Annotated in this window: 18 protein-coding genes; 4 read left to right on the forward strand and 14 right to left on the reverse strand. The window is 58.2% G+C overall.

Translation table 11 applies throughout. The annotated features are described in order from the left end of the window. Window positions 1-19 precede the first annotated feature (19 nt). A complete protein-coding gene (locus JS82_04550) occupies window positions 20-544 on the forward strand; it encodes a diguanylate cyclase (GenBank protein QHK17407.1) in 525 nt (174 codons plus the stop codon). 9 nt (window positions 545-553) lie between these two features. Here the strand turns inward: JS82_04550 and JS82_04555 are convergent, their stop codons facing one another. The 7 genes from JS82_04555 to JS82_04585 form a co-directional block, all read right to left on the reverse strand. Next, entirely contained in the window at window positions 554-733 is a 180-nt protein-coding gene (locus JS82_04555; protein QHK17408.1) for a hypothetical protein, read from the reverse strand. A gap of 99 nt (window positions 734-832) precedes the next feature. Next, complete coding sequence (locus JS82_04560; protein QHK17409.1) at window positions 833-1042, reverse strand: hypothetical protein; 210 nt, start codon at window positions 1040-1042, stop codon at window positions 833-835. Between the two features lie 720 nt (window positions 1043-1762). Continuing rightward, window positions 1763-1936 (reverse strand): hypothetical protein, encoded by a 174-nt coding sequence (locus tag JS82_04565; GenBank protein ID QHK18409.1) that lies wholly within the window; start codon window positions 1934-1936, stop codon window positions 1763-1765. Between the two features lie 42 nt (window positions 1937-1978). Continuing rightward, window positions 1979-2389, reverse strand: coding sequence for a hypothetical protein (locus JS82_04570; protein ID QHK17410.1), 411 nt, complete (start codon window positions 2387-2389; stop codon window positions 1979-1981). 296 nt (window positions 2390-2685) lie between these two features. Continuing rightward, on the reverse strand, window positions 2686-3204 hold the full coding sequence (locus JS82_04575; GenBank protein QHK17411.1) for a hypothetical protein: 519 nt from the start codon (window positions 3202-3204) through the stop codon (window positions 2686-2688). A gap of 215 nt (window positions 3205-3419) precedes the next feature. Then, window positions 3420-4280, reverse strand: a complete 861-nt coding sequence (locus tag JS82_04580; protein ID QHK17412.1) for a recombinase family protein — start codon at window positions 4278-4280, stop codon at window positions 3420-3422. Further along, a complete protein-coding gene (locus JS82_04585; protein ID QHK17413.1) occupies window positions 4280-5059 on the reverse strand; it encodes a recombinase family protein in 780 nt (259 codons plus the stop codon). Before JS82_04585 ends, JS82_04580 begins: the two co-directional genes overlap by 1 nt. Window positions 5060-5173: 114 nt before the next feature. Between JS82_04585 and JS82_04590 the strand changes: the two genes are divergently transcribed. The 3 genes from JS82_04590 to JS82_04600 all read left to right on the forward strand — a co-directional run bounded on the left by JS82_04590 (window position 5174) and on the right by JS82_04600 (window position 8189). Further along, window positions 5174-5512: a hypothetical protein gene (locus tag JS82_04590; GenBank protein QHK17414.1), complete on the forward strand. Its 339-nt coding sequence runs from the start codon at window positions 5174-5176 to the stop codon at window positions 5510-5512. Window positions 5513-5620: 108 nt separating this feature from the next. Beyond that, window positions 5621-6361, forward strand: a complete 741-nt coding sequence (locus tag JS82_04595) for a hypothetical protein (protein QHK17415.1) — start codon at window positions 5621-5623, stop codon at window positions 6359-6361. 64 nt (window positions 6362-6425) lie between these two features. Next, window positions 6426-8189 carry a hypothetical protein gene (locus tag JS82_04600; protein ID QHK17416.1) on the forward strand — a complete coding sequence of 588 codons (1764 nt, stop codon included), beginning with the start codon at window positions 6426-6428 and terminating at the stop codon, window positions 8187-8189. A gap of 277 nt (window positions 8190-8466) precedes the next feature. Here the strand turns inward: JS82_04600 and JS82_04605 are convergent, their stop codons facing one another. The 7 genes from JS82_04605 to hisD form a co-directional block, all read right to left on the reverse strand. After that, the gene (locus JS82_04605; protein ID QHK17417.1) at window positions 8467-9729 is read right to left on the reverse strand and encodes a hypothetical protein; all 1263 of its coding nucleotides are present in this window, start codon (window positions 9727-9729) and stop codon (window positions 8467-8469) included. A gap of 168 nt (window positions 9730-9897) precedes the next feature. Then, the gene (locus JS82_04610) at window positions 9898-11517 is read right to left on the reverse strand and encodes a thermosome subunit (GenBank protein ID QHK17418.1); all 1620 of its coding nucleotides are present in this window, start codon (window positions 11515-11517) and stop codon (window positions 9898-9900) included. Window positions 11518-11593: 76 nt separating this feature from the next. Beyond that, window positions 11594-12349: a radical SAM protein gene (locus JS82_04615; GenBank protein QHK17419.1), complete on the reverse strand. Its 756-nt coding sequence runs from the start codon at window positions 12347-12349 to the stop codon at window positions 11594-11596. A 55-nt stretch (window positions 12350-12404) separates the two neighbouring features. Next, a complete protein-coding gene (locus JS82_04620) occupies window positions 12405-13682 on the reverse strand; it encodes a hypothetical protein (GenBank protein ID QHK17420.1) in 1278 nt (425 codons plus the stop codon). A 217-nt stretch (window positions 13683-13899) separates the two neighbouring features. Continuing rightward, window positions 13900-15468 carry an HD domain-containing protein gene (locus JS82_04625; protein ID QHK17421.1) on the reverse strand — a complete coding sequence of 523 codons (1569 nt, stop codon included), beginning with the start codon at window positions 15466-15468 and terminating at the stop codon, window positions 13900-13902. Further along, window positions 15455-17533 (reverse strand): polyphosphate kinase 1, encoded by a 2079-nt coding sequence (gene ppk1 / locus JS82_04630; GenBank protein ID QHK17422.1) that lies wholly within the window; start codon window positions 17531-17533, stop codon window positions 15455-15457. Before ppk1 ends, JS82_04625 begins: the two co-directional genes overlap by 14 nt. Window positions 17534-17535: 2 nt before the next feature. Beyond that, complete coding sequence (gene hisD, locus JS82_04635; protein QHK17423.1) at window positions 17536-18792, reverse strand: histidinol dehydrogenase; 1257 nt, start codon at window positions 18790-18792, stop codon at window positions 17536-17538. Between the last annotated feature and the right edge of the window lie 31 nt (window positions 18793-18823).

An 18823-nucleotide genomic window follows, 5' to 3' on the forward strand; every position in this document is an offset into this window, starting at 1 on the left:
TCGTCCGATTCTAGAATTCATGTACTCAGACGAGGCCTTGAAACTGATTGAGAGCAGGAGGAGCATCCGTTCCTACAAACCTGATATGGTTCCAGACGATTTGATTGATAAGGTCATCGAGGCAGGTACATTCGCCGCTACCGGCGGAGGAAGACAATCCCCAATCATCATCGCGGTGAAAGACAGGAAAACTCGCGATAAACTATCGAAACTCAATGCAGACATCATGGGTGCGGAAACTGATCCATTCTACGGAGCTCCCTTGGTCCTTATCGTCCTTGCGGACCGTTCATCATCCACCTATCTCTACGACGGGAGCCTGGTAATGGGAAACCTCATGCTCGCTGCACACGCTCTTGGCCTCGGCAGCTGCTGGATTCACAGAGCCAAGGAGGAGTTCGACCGTCCTGAAGGGAAGGAGATTCTGAAGGATCTGGGCATAACCGGTGATTACGAGGGTATCGGCCACTGCATCCTTGGATACATCGACGGAGATGTACCGGAAGCCAAGCCTCGCAAGGAAAAATGGAGCTACACGATCTAATGCTTTCATTCACAGGACAGATGAAGATCCGTGGGGGTTGTCGTAGAATCCCGCGTATCCTACGGATACTCCCTTCAGCTTCTCTATCCTTCTGCGAAGGTGTTGGGCAATGGTCTCTGCACGGTTCCTCTCGATCGCAGAACAGGGGCGGTCGAACGCCTCGATGACGGTTTCCTCGATACCGTCCAATCTGGAGAGGCCCATCCAGTCGAAACTGTGGACCAGTCTGATCTGTTCGGAATGGGTGATCTTGAACGGTTTGGAAGTCAGATCGTACCCCTCGTTGATTCATACGGTGGAGGTTTTGAAACCCAGCGATGCGCCACAGTCGAATATGGGGACGAAACCCTTGACCTTCAACGTGACCAGATCGCGGAGGATGCCGAAATTCCCGAAGTGGCGGTCCTCGTCGACTATGATGAAATCCAGAGCTATCATCCTGTCCAGACACCCTTCCACATCCATGCACCCGATGTCCTTGAACGATGAACTGGTCAATTCATAGAGTGTCTGTCCCTGGATTCTGCCATGACCCGTTAGAATGCTCTATGCGGGGATGAACTCTATATCGACGTCATAGAAGCAGTGGCAGAAACAGAGAGGTTCTCTGTTCAGTGAAGTCAGCCCTTATCCGACATGCCTTATGTGCAGAAGAACCATGATCCTGCTGGCAATGACCTCGTTGAAAGGCTCCTGCATGAACGGCTGGGAACCGCCTTTTAGGAGCACCCTCTCAATGTCAATTATCATCCACCTCTTCTTCAGATTCCCGTATCGTTGGAGAGTCATTTTGATAATAATTCAAAGAGGACCAGTTCCCTGCGTCTCCGGTTAGGACAACCAATAGCAATCAGAAAGACTTAATCCGAATGACCTCATCATCAGGTATTCAGGTATGGGGACACCTAATTGAATCAGGGTTTCCTTGAGCCTACCTCTTGAAGCAGGAAAGGATCTTTTTGACCACCATCTTCTGAACGAGTCCAGCATGAGATCCATGGATAGTGAGATTCCAGGGGGGATATGATCTGCTTCGACTATCTGGATGACCGAACTGATCTGACCGGTATTGTCGAATGACAATTTGGCCACCTTGATTCCCCCGTGCATCAGCCAGAGTTCGTCATTCCTTGATTGTGTATCCAAATTCGCACTTAATAATCATTATTATTAATTAATTAAGCTAATTACTTAATCGATATGATTTATTAATAGTGGTTATTTAACAATATAATGATATAGCATCATGTGCAGATCCTCGTTGGCCAGACGCACGTCGGTGGACGTGAGACACCTGGCACCAAGCCTGTCGTACAAGCCGTAGCCGCAGTCGTCGTCCGTATAGATGAGAATGCTCCTCGCACCGATCTCCCTGAAATGATTCATTGCGATGTTGAAGAGCTTCGAACCGTATCCCCTACCCTGGTAGTCCTCCTAGATTATGAGCAGCACCAGTTCGCCATCGAAGGATTCACCGGAATCCTCCTTCAGCCTGATGTCAGCAGAGTCGAGGATCATCATATCGGAGATCAACGTCTCGATGCCGTCCATATTCAGCATGGATTCATCACCGTAGTTGCCTGGGTCCGGTTGAGGATTCATCTGGAGATTTCCAGAACGGGCCATGACGCACCCCACTGCTCTTCCATCACACTCCAGCACCCTGATGAAGTCGCTCTTGGACATGCAGGATCTCAGATAACCCTTCGAGGCAGGCATAGCGATCTCATCACCGTAGGAGTCCATCTCCCATATCCTAAGGATCATGCTGGAGAGCTCTTCCAGATCCCTGTCTGCTAGTTCCCGGACGACTCCCATGTCGAACCACCTGCTGATGAAAAACAAGCTGAGATTCAATGAGTTATTTGCTTCACAGCATCCTCAGTACAACTGGAAACACCCAATGTCAGATCTTTTCCAATCGCCGTGCACGTTCAGAGCGCAACGGCAGTGGAATCATCCGATCAGAGCAGAAGCGGCGACAGTCACTACGACGATGACCATGATGAGGACCATGCCCCAAGCGAGTACCTTCTTCCTCGTCTCAGCCTTCATGATGACTGGACATCGGCTACCTTCAAATAAATGTTGTCAGAAGAAAGGAAGGGAAAGGGTTTGAGTTGCTTCGAAGCGGAAGCGCTTCAGTAGCAGGGAACATTCTCGTCCGCCAAGGCGTAGGCCAGGTAGATGTTGAACGCAAAGTTCAGGATGGCGGCTACACCGAGGAACAGCCAAGCCCAGTCCTCACCATACTCGACGACGCATCCGTTGGCGAAGAACACCAGGGCGGTCGTGAACAGGATGATGGTGAGGGTCTTCAGGGTGTGGGCACGGACGGACCATACCAGACAGAGCAGGTAGATGATACCGAGCACGATGCTGATCCAGAGGTCTCCACCGTCGTATCCGGCGTAGAATACACCGAGGGCGACGAGTCCGAAGACGATGAATCCGAAGTTAGCACCTGCCCTGTAAGCGAACAGGGATGCAAGGAATATGAAGAATCCGCCTACCATCAGAAGCTTGGGGGCATGGACCATAATCTCATTCTCAATGCCGAGGCCGTTGAAGAATCCGGCGAGGGCGAGAGGCAGAGAGACCAATGCCACGAAGAACAATCCGAAGGCTGTCGGATCGAGTATTTTGCATTCGTCAGACATTACTATTTTCCTCCTTTTAGGCATGCGAACGGCCTCTGCCGCACGCATTCCAGAACCTTATTCGACTTATTCCGTATAAAATAGTGAGTTACACAAACACTGTTTAGACAACGTATTGGATGGTTATTCAAACATCCATCGCCGGGTATAGCCATACATGGTTTAGAAAAATCCAAAATCACGAAATCATTAAATAATATCGTAATCCGCTACCATCAGAAATCATCCACAGTGGGCAGCAGCCTGACGTTCCTCTTGGAAGGGTCCCTGACCTTTGAGGCCATCAGCTCCTGGACGCGGTTGTAGTCCTCCGGGGACACGGCGAGTTCAGCCTTGTGCGGGATCAGCAGTTCCTCCCATCTCATGTACCCGGCGTAGACTGGGTTGTGCAGGATGTTCCTGAGGTTGTACTTGTTCCAGGGGTTCCCGCGCCTGGTTAGCGTTCCTGAGCGGTTGAGGGAGTAGCAGATGGAGTCCATTGTCTCTCCTGACAGATACGATGAGAACACCTCCCTGACTATTGGGAGCTCGTTAGGATCGGCCACGAGGGAACCGTCCGAGATCCTGTATCCGAACGGAGGGGTGAATCCCATGGTCTCCTTCGCCGATGGCTCGGAACCCAGGTTCTCGGCCTTCTCGCGCATGCCCATCTTGGTCCTCTCGCCGATCTGCTCGCTCTCCAGCTGAGCCATGCGCTGGATCATGTCCACGACGAACCTTCCAAGGGCGTTGGACGTGTCTAAGGCCTCGTAGCAGGAGACGAACTCCTTCTTGTTGCGCTCGAGCTCGTCCATCATGGACATGAAGTTGCGGCTGTTCCTGTGGATACGGTCCATCTTGAGTACGACCAGAACGTCCCAGGAATCTATCTCGTCCATCATCCTGCGATACGCCGGACGGTTGGTGTTCCTCCCGGAGTAACCGTCGTCCTCGTACACGCCTGCGATGTCGAGACCCTCGGCTAGACAGTGGTCCTCGAGGATGGACTTCTGGGCGTCAAGCGAGTATCCCTCGGCCGCCTGCTCGTCGGTGGATACCCTGACGTACAGCGCGGCCCTTCTGGGGTTGTCCGGCATCAGGCCTTGGTGACAGTCAGAGGTCCGTTTATAGATTCGTACAGATCGAGCGCGACGATCGGCTGCTGCTCCCCCTTGCGGAGGATCCCGTCCCAGTCCTGGTATCCGACATAGAGGGGATTGTGGAGGATGTTGCCGACGGACTGCTTGTTCCACTTGCCGCCCTTCTTCGCGGGGATCTCGGCCTTGTTGAGGAAGGATGCTATGTCGTCCATGGTGGAGCCGCGCTTGTACATGTTGTAGATGGCGCGCACGGTGTGGGCCTCGTCGGTGACGACCTCGAGCCTACCGTTGCGGTAAACGTATCCGTAGGGATGCCCCGAGCCGAGGTTGCCGGTACCGTTCCTGGCCTTGTACTCCATGCCGACCTTCACCCTCTCGCCGATCTGCTCGCTCTCGAGCTGCGCTATGCGCTGCATTATGTCCATGACGAACCTGCCCATCGCGGTGGTGGTGTCGAACTTGTCCTGCATGGACGTGAACTCCTTGCCCTTGGCGCGGAGGTCGTCCATCATCAGCGCGAAATTCACGCTGTTCCTGTGGATACGGTCCATCTTCAGGACCAGGATAGTGTCCCAGCTGTCGCTGTCCGCCATCATGTGCTTGTACTCGGGACGGTCCGTGTTCCTTCCGGAGAACCCCTCGTCCCTGTACACGCCCGCGACCTCCCAGCCGCGGACCCTGCAGTACGCCTCCAGCCTCTTGACCTGCGCATCGAGGGAGAACCCCTCGTTCGCCTGGTCCTCAGTGGAGACCCTCGCGTAAAGTGCTGCACGCATGCATCCATCCCGGACATGGCATCTCGCTGCGCTGTATATAATGGTTGACGACAGGGCCTAACCGCTGGAAGAAATTAATATCGCAGGGCGCCATTCGCAGACGGTGTTACCGAAATGGGCCTATTCGACAAGATCGGCGACAAGCTCAGCGAGAAGGTGAAGGAGACTGTCGACAGGAAGATCGACGAGGGAATAGACAGGGCCGTCGACAAGGTGACAGACACCGACGAGCTCGAGGACAGGATCCATGAGAAGATGGAGGAGCGCAGGGAGGCAAAGGAGGCCGCCGAGGCTCCGAGGGCCTGTCCCAAGTGCGGCAAGGAGGTCGGAGACGACCCGTTCTGCCCCGAGTGCGGTGCGAGGATCGAGGTGGAGGATGCGGAGAGGAAGTGCCCGAACTGCGGCAACGTCACAACCGGCAAGTTCTGCTCCAAGTGCGGCACCAAGCTCTGATTCATCGTTCAGTGATGGGGGACTGCAGATGCATGCTCCCCATCCATCTTACATCAACTCCGAAGTATTCGATGTGAAGTGTTTAAACACAAAAACGCAGTTTCGCCCATGCGCGATTTGGAGATCAAGGCCGTCATCCTGTCCGTCCTTCTGGCAATGACCGGGATCGCCATCTGCGCACCGTTCTTCGATCACGCCGATGCTCAGGAGGGTGTCGTCGTCATCGTTCCGCCCGACGGACTCTCCCAGGAGAACCCGATGGATCTTATCCTCGGTTTCGAGGCCATCGCAGCGGAGGTTCACAGACAAGACTCCGTGAACGTCCTCATCCTGATGACGGATGCTCCGTATGAGAATGGAGACGTCTACCTGGCCATAACCATGGCCATCGGCGAGGGGAGGTTCGTCACTGCGGATGAGCTCAGGTCGTCACATCCTGCCCCGATCCCAGTGGTGGTCTTAGCCTCCCCGCAATCGACAGACCCCTCCATAGACCTGGATTTCCTCACAGCGGTCCTGGACCATCTCGGCTCCGACCACGAGTCCTGTAAACTGGCGGACCACATCCAGAGGAGCATCTCAGACCAGAGGGCGTTCATGTCGAAGCTTAAGGCAGATTCCGAATTGAACCAGGCCAGATCGGCCGAGGTCCAGATGCCGAAGGAGGACGAGTCCGATTCGGAGCTCTCTGCACCCTCGCCCGTCATAGTCGAAGATGAATCGGTTCAGGATGAATCCGGCAACATCGACAGTCTCATCGTTGGAACGGATCCCATTACTGCAGATTCTCTCCCGGAGGTCGACGGTCCGGAATCTCTTCCCTCCGTCGGAAGAGGGACGGTAATCTGAGCGGCGGTCCCGTCCCCGACAACCGTTGAAACCCCAGAAACCGTCAATCCAAGGAAGAGAGAGAATGAACAACAAACACATAGCCGCAATAGCCGCAATCGTGGTGCTGGTGGCCGCCGCTGCCGCGGTGATCCTGTACATGGGCGAGGACCAGTACACCATCACCTACGAACTGAACGGCGGAGACAACAACTCGCTTAATCCGACCAGCTACACCTCCGGAGACGAGATACAGCTGTACGACGCATACGATGATGAGCGCGTGTTCGTGGCATGGTACCTTGATGAAGGGCTGACCCAGGAATGCGACACAATCCCATCGGACATGTCCGGGGACATTACGCTGTACGCCGGATGGAGCGACACCGTTGTCGGCAAGGGGCTCACCTTCGATGTCCAGGGATCGTACACCAGCGGTCTGCTCTCCAGCTACAGCATGGACGGAAGCGTGTCATACGAGTACCTCTACATGAACGAGGATGGGGACTACCTCATCGGAACCGACACAGAGATGACGTACACCTTCCTCGGGATGTCCAGGCAGACCAGCTCCAGCGACCGCTACTGGAGCGGGGACAGCGACATTCAGTGGTCCTCCCAGGGTACAGAGACCATCGACACGATCAACGGGGAGAAGCTCTGCGAGGTCATACTCGGAACCCATTCCGACGGTTCCACCGAGACACAGTGGATCGCTGACGGGTGGATAACCTACAAGATCGAGTACACATCCATCGGAATCTACTCATCCACCACGTACACCTACACCCTGACAGATGTTTACAACGTGGAGACCGACTCCGACATCGATCTGATAGTCTATTCGGACCTGGGCATCGACGTCTCCGGCGGAGGCACATACAGCCCCGGCGACACTGCGACCCTCACCGCCGAGGTCGATTCAGACACGGTGTTCGCGGGCTGGTTCGACTCCGACGGGAACCTTCTGTCCACCAACAGGACCATCACCCTGGAACTGGAATACGGTGATGTCACCGTATATGCACTGAACAGCTCCGATCCCGACATCGAGACAGTATCTGGATCGTCTTTCGACGTCGAATACACGGACACCACCGAATGGACGGTAACCGACTCCGACGGCGATATCGTCGCGGAGTTCTGGGGAGATCCCTCCAGCCACTCCTTCGACAATGCGGGGATGTACACCATCACATCTGTGGATGCGGACAATGGCGTCTGCAGGTACTTCACCGTCTTCGTTGACGGCTATTCCACGCTTGAGTACGAATGGACGGTGAACGGGGAGGACTACACCTACACGCTCCAGATCCTCTACAGCGACGTACAGTACTACCGGGATTATTACAGCGTCTCGGAGAGACAGCAGGACGTATACGGCAACCACACCCGCGACAGGACGTTCGTCACATACGGGGACAAGTACATCCAGAAGATCGCTGCCGATTTCGCCGACATGACCTCCGACATGTCGGAACTCGAGAGGGCCAACTTCATCCTGGCATTCAGCCAGTGCCTCGGATACGAGGACGATCAGATGTACATGGGCACCGAGGAGTACTGGAAGTTCCCACTGGAGACCCTCTACGACCACGGCGGCGACTGCGAGGACACCTCCATACTACTGGCCGCGATAGCCAAGGCGATGGGCTACGACACCTCCCTCCTCCTGTTCCCCGGACACATGGCAACAGGCATGGCCGTCGACGGTGCAACCGGTACCTACTTCGCCACCAGCAATTCCGCCAGGTACTTCTACTGCGAGACCACGGCCACCGGCTACTCGGTCGGGGAGCTGCCAAGGAGCATGCAGGGCTACACCGCCACAATGGTTGTCATCTACTGAACCTTTGGGCCTTCGGGCCAAAACCTTTTTCCTTCTATCTTGACCCCTACTTCGACACTTCCTTCTAACGAGCGTGCTCGTTCGCATTCGAATGATGGGGCTACCGCTGATGATGTCATCTGACAATAGGAGTCCGAACCCCGCCAGAAGGATATGATTCGGCTAGTGAGATCACTGCTCTGATCCCTTTCGGGGCAATCGTGGGCACCGATGTATCCGAAAACGACGATGCTATTGATGGTAAGAGGACGGCGCCCCAAGGCGCCGTCGTTTACGGTCACCAGATGGGGACTCTGTCCTCGGGCGCCAGATACATGCCGTCGCCCTCGGTGACACCGAACGTGTCCATGAACTTCTGGAACTGCTGGACGGTCATGTTGACACGGGCACCGTCAGGAGGATGGGGGTCGATGACCATGGACGAGGAATCGAAGCTCTGGGTGTAGACCGTGGCCCAGACATTCGAGTACTCGGTGAACATCTTGGCGAATTCGAATCCCTCGATGCTGCTCCCCAGATCTATGGCGAGCGCCATGCCTCCCATGTCGGCTATGACCTCGTTGATGACGATGGACGGGTCCATAGTCCTGTCGGGGCTCAGGGTGACGCTGGAGATGTAGTCGGAGACTCTGGAGGAGAGCTCGGCGAATGCCTGGGAGTCCGACTCGGTCCACCAGTTGGTCTTCTTCCCGTCGATGCCGTACATGCATCCGGTGGTATCGAACCCGTGGGTGATCTCGTGGCCTATTACGGTGGCGAGCCTGCCTATCGTGACCTCGTCGGACGCGTCCGAGTTGTAGTAGTACCCGTCCTGCAGGAACGCCCAGGTGACGTACACCTTGTTAACGGACCAGATGTTGGAGGCGTTGGCGGTGTAGCTCTGCAGAGGCCAGTAGTTGGACTCCAGCGTCTTGCCGAGCAGGGACGCCCTCTCGTTCGTGTAGTAGGCCTTCATGGCGACGTAGTCCTCGATCGCGTTCCCACCGTTTGCGGACGGGAGAGTCAGGGACGAGTAGTCCACGCTGTCGGGACCACCAACCTCGATCCCCATTGCATCGAGCTTCTGCAGGGCGTAGGCCTTCGTCTTATCCGACATCCAATCGGCACCGGAAATCCTCACGGCCATGGCGACCTTGAGGTCATGGAACAGTGACTCCACAAGGGCCGCGGCCTCGGGGTCCGCGACATGGTCGCAGTACATGGTGTTGAGCAGGTTCACGAGCATGACATCGGCGAAGATGTAGGTGTACCAGGTGGATTGGAGGTCCATGCCGTTGTAACTGAGGAACTCGTCGAGGAACTCTCCGCCCATGAACGTGCTGGCCCTGTCGAGCGAGTTGCGGAGGAGCATCGCCCTCAGGCCCTCGAAGTTCTCCTCCGTGTACAAGGAGTCCAGGGTGCGGAGCCATCCCACGTCGGGTATGGAGACGACGGAGGACGAGTATCCCATCGCATCAAGGACCTCCACTATGGGGAACGAGGTGCAAAGGGCATCCACCTCCTCTATGGACATCGGGTTGTAGGTGTCGGGCAGGTCCACCGAGGTGGTAAGGCTGACGCCAGCGGCGATATTCTATCTGGTGAAGACACCTCCGATGGCGCCAACCGATGGATGGTCGATGCATCAGATGCAGGATGGAGAAGTTGTGGCGTCCCCGGAGGGACGCCTGATGGGAGGGGGACTTGCCCCCTTGAAGGTTTAATCGGTTCACATCGGGGGCATTCCGCCCTGGGGTCCGCCTGCGGGCGCCGGGGGTGCCCTGCGGGAGGCGATGACGTCGTCGATCCTGAGGATCATGTTGGCGACCTCCTCGGCGGAGTTGATGGCCTGGACCTTCACCCTGAGGGGCTCGACGACGTTCTTGGCGAGCATGTCGACCGCCTCTCCGGAGTCGAGGTCGATTCCGAAGTACTTGGCCTTGGCGGCCTTCTTCTCGTGGGCGTTCTTCAGCTTGATGATGCTGTCGATGGGGTCGATACCGGCGTTCTCGGAGAGGGTCCAGGGGATGATCTCCATGGCCTTGGCGAACTTCTCGATGGCCAGCTGCTCCCTTCCTCCGACGGATGCGGCGTAGTCCATGAGCCTGAGCTCGAGCTCGATCTCGGGGGCTCCGGCTCCGGCGACGACCTTTCCGTCCTCCATGGCGACTCCGACGACGCGGATGGCGTCGTTGAGGGCCCTCTCGACTTCCTCGAGCACGTGCTCGGTTCCGCCGCGGACGAAGATGGTGATCGCCTTGGGGTTCTTGCATCCGGTGATGAATGCCATTCCGTCCTCTCCGACGAGCTTCTCGTCGACGGCTCCGGCGGTTCCGAGGTCGTTCTTGGTGAGCTCCTGGACGTTTCCGACGATGGTGGCGCCGGTGGCTTTGGCGATGGCCTCGAGGTCGGACTGCTTGAGCCTCCTGTATCCGAGGATTCCGTTCTTGGCGAGGTAGTGCTGGACCAGCTCGTCGACTCCCTTCTGGGAGAACACGACGTTGGCTCCGACGGACTTGATCTTCTCGACCATGGCCTTCAGCTCGTTCTCCTCCTCGGCGAGGAAGGAGGACATGGCGGTGGGGTCGGTGATCTGGATCTGGGCGTCGAACTCGGTCTTCTTGATCTCGAGGGGGCAGGAGAACAGGGCGATTTTAGCCTTCTCGACGTGGGTGGGCATCCTGCTGTGGACCTTCTCCTTGTCGACGACGATTCCCTGAACGAGGTAGGTGTCTCCGATGACTCCTCCGATCTTCTTCTGGATGCGGATGTTCTTGGTGTCGACGACACCGTTCTCCTCGACGGACTTGCATGCCTTGACGACGATGTCGGCCAGAGCCTCCTCCTCCTCTCCGACGGATTTGCCGGTGAGGGCGGTGGCGGCGACCTGCTTCAGGACCTTGTCGGACTTGACGTCGACGGCGATGTCGTTGAGGATCTCGACGGCTTTGGTGGACGCCATCTTGTATCCGTTGGTGATGACGGTGGGGTGGACGTTGGCGTTGATGAGCTCCTCGGACTGTTTGAGAAGCTCTCCGGCGAGGACGACGCTCGTGGTGGTTCCGTCTCCGCACTCGGAGTCCTGGGTCTTGGCGACCTCGACGACCATCTTGGCTGCGGGGTGCTGGACATCGATCTCCTTCAGGATTGTGACACCGTCGTTGGTGATGACGACGTCCCCGATGGTGTTCACGAGCATCTTGTCCATTCCCTTGGGTCCGAGGGTGGACCTGACGGCATCGGCGACCGCCTTGGCGGCTGCGATGTTGTTGAACTGTGCCTCTTTGTCTTTGCTCCTCTCGGTGCCCTCTTTGAGCACGATAACGGGCTGGTTTCCGCTTCCGTACATAAGGATAATCTCCTGATTACTACGTTCGGATAATTTAGACCTTCTATAAAAGTATTTTGACATAACCATCTGTCGCTTACATCGACGGAGGGATGTCTGGCAATCGGTTCTCGAAGGAGTCGGAGACGTCGAGGCCGAGTTCCCTGCCGATCTCCCCTATCCTGCGGCGGGCGACCGAGGACTGCCCTATCCCCATCCTCTCCAACCGGGTCGGATCGACGTTGCGGAGGTTGAGGGGATCGTGGAAGACGCTCCTGACGCCGGTGTCGCGGATCGCCTCGAGCAGCTCCCTCTCGCGTCCCTCCAGCGATGACATCACGGGGGCGATCAGGGCGTAGCAGTCGATGCCCGCATCTACGAGAGCTTTAAGGGCGGATAGCCTGGCACCCGGGAGCGGAGCGCCTGGCTCAGTCATCTTGGATACGCGGTCGTCTATGTTCGTGATGGTGACGCCTACCCTGGAGTCCATGTCGCCAAGTATGTCGATGTCCCTCAGTATCAGGTCCGATTTGGTGTGGATGTGTACCCTGCGCCCACGGGCGCGGAGCACCTCCAGGCACATCTGGGTCAGCCTGAACTTCCGCTCCGCGTACTGGTACGGATCGGTCACGGTACCCAGCCCTATCACGCCTTCCACGGACGGGAGCTCACGCGCCAGCCTCTCGGGGATGTTGCGTTTGACGCGTACGACACGCCACGAGCCGAGATCGGTATGGGTCACCCCGGGCGCGTAGCAGTAGATGCAGCCGTGCTCGCATCCGGTGTACGGGTTGAGGGCGTAGTCCAGTCCGGGGAGTCCTGACGGGGAGAGGGCACGCGTGCACTCCACCATCTCGTACACCCCGTCCCATTCTCCCCTGCCCTCGAGGAAGTCGATAAGCGTGGTTTCAGTAATAGTCCTCGATCCTCCTCTGCACTATCCAGTCCCTCATCACCCCGGAGTTCCTGATCCACGTGTCCCTCTTTATGTCCATGACGCGGTCGACGTGTGCGAGGGCCTGGTCGAGGTTCTCGTAATGGTACGGGACAGTCTTGAGGGCCGCGCGGACGTTCTCCCTGACGTTCCAGACGCCCACGGGCATGACGTAGCCGGGATGGGCCTCCCTCATTATGACGGCCCCGGCGGTGCGCCTCTCCTTGGTGAGTAGTTCGTTGACGGCCATCCTCGAAGCGTAGTAGCAGCCGCCTATGTGGGCGTACTCCGTCCTGCCGTCGAAGAACTCGCAGTCCGAGATGATGTCGACCGTCTTTCCCATCGGGTTCCAGGTGGTGTTGGGATACCATGCCTCGATGAGCTCGAACCTCCAGGTGCACGGCATCAGCATGATCAGCCACCTGTTGTCAAGCTGCTCCCACTGGTATATCCTGAAGTCGTCTATGGTGTCGTAGAACTTGGTGGTCTTCAGCATGTCCTTGCCGATGATGTCGTCCACCGCGGTGATGCTCCATCTCGTGGGGACGAAGCGACGGTTCCTGCCGATGCCCAGTGTGCCGACGGAGAACGCCTTCTCGATCTCCGATATCAGCGTCCCGTTCCTGTATGCCTGGACGACCGCGTCAGCGGCCTTCATGTCGGTGTCGTAGAATCCCTTCTCCAGGTTCCTCTCGAACCTGCCGTTGCCCATCTTCATCCTCTCCATCCTTGCGGAGGGGCCGAAGGGCTGGATCTCGTCGTCGAGGACGATCCTGCCGCGCGGCTTCTGCGAGAACGACGCCTCGACGTCGACCGGCTTCTCGGTGAGCGCGAGCTCCTGTACGTTGTCCACGATCCTACCCGACTTGCGGAAGTCGGTTGCGTCTATGCGGTACTTGCCGCGGACCAGCCTGAACCTGAAGTCCACGATCTCGTCTATCGACTTCCCCATCCACAGCTCGGGACGGTCCATGACCGTGGTGTCCCCGAACTCCGGGGGGATGAGGGGGCCTATGTCCACCTTCGGATAGCCGTAGCGCCCCACGAAGACGGAAGGGGGGCTTGAGCCCGCCAGGTCCTTCATGTCTATGAGCGGCATGGTCCTCTGCTGGGAGTAGAACTTTATCATGAGCGGGCAGCGGTCCTTCCCGCAGAGCCTGTGGGCGCCCTTGCATATAGAGCAGAGACCGTTCTTCACGGGAGCGTCGTTGAGTTCGACCGCCTTCTCGAAGAACGTCTTTCCGTCTGACATGCCATCGCTCCTGCATCGTCAGAAGCGGAGACGATGCGAGGGAAGCAGAAGTCAGGTGGAATTTCTTCCGAGCAAGGGGACTGACTTCCGCTTTACTTCTGAGAACCTTTTAGGAATTATATACTTTGTTACCTAATCGCTGTGAACTGGATGAGAATGGACATAAAAGAGCATTAGAACAGTAAAATATTATTAAAAAAAGGATAAAAATTAAAGATTATAGTGTTTTTGTACTACCATCGGACTCGGTGGCGATGTCGGCGGAGCGGACTGGCAGCATATCCAGACCGAACAGCTTCCTGAAGTCCGGACGGACCTTCTCCAGGCTCCAGAGCTCCATGCTGGTGTCGGCGTCTGAGACGAGCTCCACCAGAACGGTGTTCCCCCTCTTGACCAGACGGATGTCCGATACGGCGTGGTTCCTGTGCCTGTCCGCCACATCCGCTATCTTGAGGAACATGGCGCACTGCCTTACGGCCAGGGCGTCCTCGCGAGACAGACATGACAGCCGGGGATCCTTGGAACCGGGGAACTTCTTGTGGTGGAACCTCACCATCAGTCCCATCGCCCTGATCTCGTCGATGCTGAAACCGACGAGGTCCGCGTTCTCGATGATCACCTGCGAGAGCACGTTGTGGTTGGTGTAGCTGATCATCTCGCCGATGTCGTGGAGGAGCGCGGCGCAGTAGAGCAGGTTGCGGTAGCCGTCGCTCATCAGGTTGAGCCCGAGCCCCCTGGCCTGGTCGAAGAGCGACACGGCGTTCCTGCTTACCGTCTCCGCATGCGCCTCGTCGTACTGGCAGCGGTGGGCGAGGGCTCTGATGGACGACTCCCTGATGCCGAATATCGTGTATCCGTGGGTCAGCATGTGGTCCAGCTGCATCCCCTGCTTGAGGCCCTTCTGGCTGATGTCCATCCTCTCGATGCCGAACTGGGACATCAGCTCCTCGGCTATGGCCCCTCCGGCGACGATGATGTCCGCCCTCCCCTTGCCTAGGCCGGGGATCGTGTAACGGCCCACCATGTCCCTGGAGCGGACCTCGGGCATGAGCTCGCGGAGCTCCCTCAGGGTCAGGTAGCTGGAGTCGTGGTCGCCCCTGCGGGCGGCGCACATCTCGGCCAGGGCAATCAGGGTGCCTGACGAGCCCATGGCCTTCGTGAAGCCGATGTCCTTGATCCTGTTGACCGCGTGGTACGAGGAGATGTCGACGTTGCGCATCATGAAGTTGTAGTCGTCCTCCGACACCGGGGCCTTGTTGTTGATCTTCAGCCCGTAGGCGTACCTAACGGCGCCCATGCTGAGGCTGTCGAGGAACAGGTTCTCTCCCCCCTCGCGGATGATGACCTCTGTGCTCCCACCGCCTATGTCTATCTCGATGGTGCGCTCCGCGGGGCCCTTGTCGCCGAAGACCCCGAGGGCAATCAGTCTGGCCTCCTCGGTACCGGGGATGACCTTGACCTCCACCTCGGCGTTCGATGAAAGGGCCTGGATGAGCTCGTCCCTGTTGGCCGCCTCCCTGGCTGCGCAGGTGGCGAAGGCGACGACCTTGTCGGCGCCGAGGTCCTTCGAGATCTGGGTGAACCTCGAGACGACCAGGGCGCTCTTCCTGATGGTCTCCTCGTCTATCCTGCCCGTGCTGTAGAGGCTCTGCCCGAGACGGACGGTCTCCTTGTCCTGGAACACGGGGGTGCCCGCGGAGTCCTTGTAGAACCTCACCACCAGGAGGTGGATCGAGTTCGTCCCGACGTCGATGAATCCTACGGTCTCGGACTCACTCGCTGCCATGCCATACTCCCCTGTGGTCTATGAACCACTTCTGGGAGCGCAGCTTCTTCTCCCCGGTCTTGCGCTGGACGAGCCTGTAAGTACCGTCGGGGAGCAGCTCCCTTGCCTTCACGTTGTCCTGCAGGTGTATCCTGAGGATGCTGTCCCTGATGTTGACCATCATCTCCCTGTCGAGGACGGGGAACAGCACCTCGACCCTGGCGAGGAGGTTCCTGGGCATCATGTCGGAGGAACCCATGTACATCTCGGGGTTGCCGCCGTTCTCGAAGTAGTATATCCTGGAGTGCTCCAGGAAGCGGTCGACGATGCTGGTGACCCTGATGTTCTCGGAGACCCCGGGGATGCCCGGTCTGAGGCAGCAGAGGCCCCTGATGTTGAGATCGACCCTCACGCCGGCGTTGGACGCCTTGTAGAGCGAGGCGATGATGTCGGAGTCGATGAGTCCGTTGGCCTTCATGGCGATGTACCCGTTGCCGGACACCTTGTGGACCTCGATCTCCCTCTCTATCTTCTGGATCAGGCTGCTCTTGAGGGTGAGGGGGGCAACCAGGAGGTGGTTGTACATCCTGGGTCCGAAGTAGCCGGTAAGGGCGTTGAACAGCTCGCCCACGTCCTCTCCGATCTCCGGGTTGGAGGTGAGGAAGGAGATGTCCCCGTACTGCTTCGCGGTGGATGTGTTGTAGTTTCCGGAGCTCATGTGGGTGTAGCGGACCAGGCGGTTGCCCTCGAGGCGCACTACCTGGAGCAGCTTGGAGTGGACCTTGAGGTCCACGGGACCGTAGACGACGTGCACTCCGATCTTCTCCAGCTCCCTGGACCAGCGGATGTTGTTGCTCTCGTCGAACTTGGCGCGAAGCTCCATCAGGACCGAGACGGTCTTGCCGTTCTCCCTCGCCCTCATGAGGGCCTTGATTATCGACGGGTCCTTGCCTATCCTGTACAGGCAGATCTTGATGCTCTGCACCTGGGGGTCGTCGGCCGCCACCTGCATGAACCTCACGATGGTGGAGAACGACTCGTAGGGATGGTAGAGGATCCAGTCCTTCTGCCTGATCGCCTCGAATATGTCCATGCCCTCGGCCAGCTCCGGCGGGGTGTAGGGGTCGAACGGCTTGTCCTTCAGCTTGGGGAAGTCGAGGCCGACCAGCTGCCAGAGGTCGACGAGCATGATGGCGTCGGTCCTGTGGACCTGGACTCCGGAGAGCTTTAGGTTCTTGGCGAACAGCTTCACCATCTCGGTGGGCATGGTGCCCTCGGCGACCATCCTCACGGGGAACCCTACGTCCCTGTCCTCCAGGGATTCCTCGACTGCGGTCATGAAGTCGCAGGCCTCGTCGATGGTGACCTTGACGTCGGCGTTGCGGGTGACCCTGAACATGTACGCCCCGTCGACATCGAGTCCGGGGAAGAGGGCGGATATGTGCGTCTCGATGATGTCCTCCAGCATGACGAACACCATGCCGGAGGGCGAGGGGACCTGCACGAACCTGGGGAGCGGCCCCACGGGGACCTTGACCCTGGCGAAGAGCTGCTCGCGCTTCTTGTCGTACATCCTCACGGCGATGTTTAGGGAATTGTTGGAGATGAACGGGAAGGGATGGCTGACGTCCAGCGCCAACGGTGTGAGGAGGGGATGGACCCTCTCCTTGTAGAATCCGGAGACCCAGGCCTGCTGGTCCGGCGTGAGGTCCTGGACCTTTAGGATCTGGATGCCCTCGCCTGCCAGGCATGTCTTGAGCTCGTTCCAGCAGATCCCGTACTGCTGCACGAGCTCCTGGACTGTGGTGGACACCTGCTCCATCAGCACGTTGTAGTTGACGTAGAGGTAGTCCGGACCGGGGATCGGCGTCTTGGACATGATGCCGGGGACGCGGATCATGAAGAACTCGTCCATGTTGCCGTAGCAGATGGCGAGGAACTTCACCCTCTCGAGCAGGGGGTTGGTGTCGTCCATGGCCTCGGCCAGGCAGCGCCTGTTGAACTCCAGCCATGAGAGCTCCCTGTTGATGTAGAACCTCTCGTCGTAGAGGTCTGGTGCCTGGGGGGTCTGGGCCTCCTCCGCCATCCTCACTCCTCCTTGGGCATCCTGACCTTGACGGATTCGCAGTGGGCGTGGAGTCCCTCGGCGGTCGCCAGGGTCTCGATGGTGCTCGCGAGGTTGGCCAGCCCCTCCTGGGTGAGGTACTGGACCGTGGAGGTCTTCATGAAGTGAGCCACGTTCAGTCCGGAGCATGTGGCGGCGTGGCCGGCGGTGGGAAGGACGTGGTTGGTACCGGAGGCGTAGTCCCCTGCTGCGACGGGCGTGTAGGGTCCGACGAAGATTGATCCTCCGTTCCTGACCTTGCTGAGAGTGTCGAGCGGGTCCTTGACCTGTATGGAGAGGTGCTCCGGCGCGATGCCGTTCATGATCTCGACGGCGAGGTCCATGTCCTCGGCAATTATGTAGCCGGAGTTGTCCAGGGCCTTGTTGATGATCTCCTTCCTGGGGGCCTTCTCGATCATCTTCTCCATGATGGCCCAGGTCCTGTCGGGCAGATCGGGGTCGCATGTAACCAGGAGGCTCGCGGAGGACGGGTCGTGCTCGGCCTGGGCGATGAGGTCTGCGGCGAGGTACTCGGGCACGGCCGTCTCGTCGGCGAGCACTCCGATCTCGGAGGGTCCGGCCGGGAAGTCGATCTCGACCTTGTTCCTGAGCATCATCTTGGCGCCTGTGACGAAGACGTTCCCGGGACCGACGATCTTCTGCACGGGCTCGATGCTCTCGGTTCCGAGGGCCATTGCGGCGATTGCCTGTGCGCCTCCGGTCTTGTAAATCTCGTCGACGCCGGCGATGTCTGCCGCGACGAGGGTGAGGGGGTTGATTGGGGCGGGGGTGCACATGACGACCTCGTCGACACCTGCGACGCGTGCGGGGATGACCGTCATCAGGACGGTGCTGGGGTACGACGCGCGTCCGCCGGGGATGTAGCATCCCACCCTCTCGAGGGGCGTGGACTTGACGCCGAGGGTGATCCCGGGCTCGACCTCCCTGAGCCAGAGTCCCGGGGGCATCTGCATCTCGTGGAAGCGCTGGATGTTGTACGCGGAGTTCTCGAGCTCCTCGACGAGCTCGGGGGACACCTGCTCGTAGGCGGCCTCGATCTCATCCCTGGAGACGGCGATGCTGTCGAGGTCGACGTGGTCGAACTTCTTGGCCAGCTCCCTGATGGCTGCGTCCCCGTTCTGACGGACGTTCTCGACGATCTCCCTTACGGTGTCCTCGACCTGTCCGACCTTGGATTCGCGGTTCTCTTTCCAAAAGTCTTCACTGACTTCTTTCCACATGAGTCACCGTATCTCAAAGTGATGGATTTAT

It is taken from the genome of Methanomassiliicoccaceae archaeon DOK (assembly GCA_009911715.1).
Lineage (GTDB): Archaea > Thermoplasmatota > Thermoplasmata > Methanomassiliicoccales > Methanomethylophilaceae > Methanoprimaticola.

Bases quoted from the DNA above. Each gene is read 5' to 3' on its own strand.
- JS82_04550 (QHK17407.1), top strand. From the start codon at position 20: ATGTACTCAGACGAGGCCTTGAAACTGATTGAGAGCAGGAGGAGCATC.
- JS82_04575 (QHK17411.1), bottom strand. From the start codon at position 3,204: ATGTCTGACGAATGCAAAATACTCGATCCGACAGCCTTCGGATTGTTC.
- JS82_04580 (QHK17412.1), bottom strand. From the start codon at position 4,280: ATGCCGGACAACCCCAGAAGGGCCGCGCTGTACGTCAGGGTATCCACC.
- JS82_04585 (QHK17413.1), bottom strand. From the start codon at position 5,059: ATGCGTGCAGCACTTTACGCGAGGGTCTCCACTGAGGACCAGGCGAAC.
- JS82_04590 (QHK17414.1), top strand. From the start codon at position 5,174: ATGGGCCTATTCGACAAGATCGGCGACAAGCTCAGCGAGAAGGTGAAG.
- JS82_04595 (QHK17415.1), top strand. From the start codon at position 5,621: ATGCGCGATTTGGAGATCAAGGCCGTCATCCTGTCCGTCCTTCTGGCA.
- JS82_04600 (QHK17416.1), top strand. From the start codon at position 6,426: ATGAACAACAAACACATAGCCGCAATAGCCGCAATCGTGGTGCTGGTG.
- JS82_04610 (QHK17418.1), bottom strand. From the start codon at position 11,517: ATGTACGGAAGCGGAAACCAGCCCGTTATCGTGCTCAAAGAGGGCACC.
- JS82_04615 (QHK17419.1), bottom strand. From the start codon at position 12,349: ATGGTGGAGTGCACGCGTGCCCTCTCCCCGTCAGGACTCCCCGGACTG.
- JS82_04620 (QHK17420.1), bottom strand. From the start codon at position 13,682: ATGTCAGACGGAAAGACGTTCTTCGAGAAGGCGGTCGAACTCAACGAC.
- JS82_04625 (QHK17421.1), bottom strand. From the start codon at position 15,468: ATGGCAGCGAGTGAGTCCGAGACCGTAGGATTCATCGACGTCGGGACG.
- ppk1 (QHK17422.1), bottom strand. From the start codon at position 17,533: ATGGCGGAGGAGGCCCAGACCCCCCAGGCACCAGACCTCTACGACGAG.
- hisD (QHK17423.1), bottom strand. From the start codon at position 18,792: ATGTGGAAAGAAGTCAGTGAAGACTTTTGGAAAGAGAACCGCGAATCC.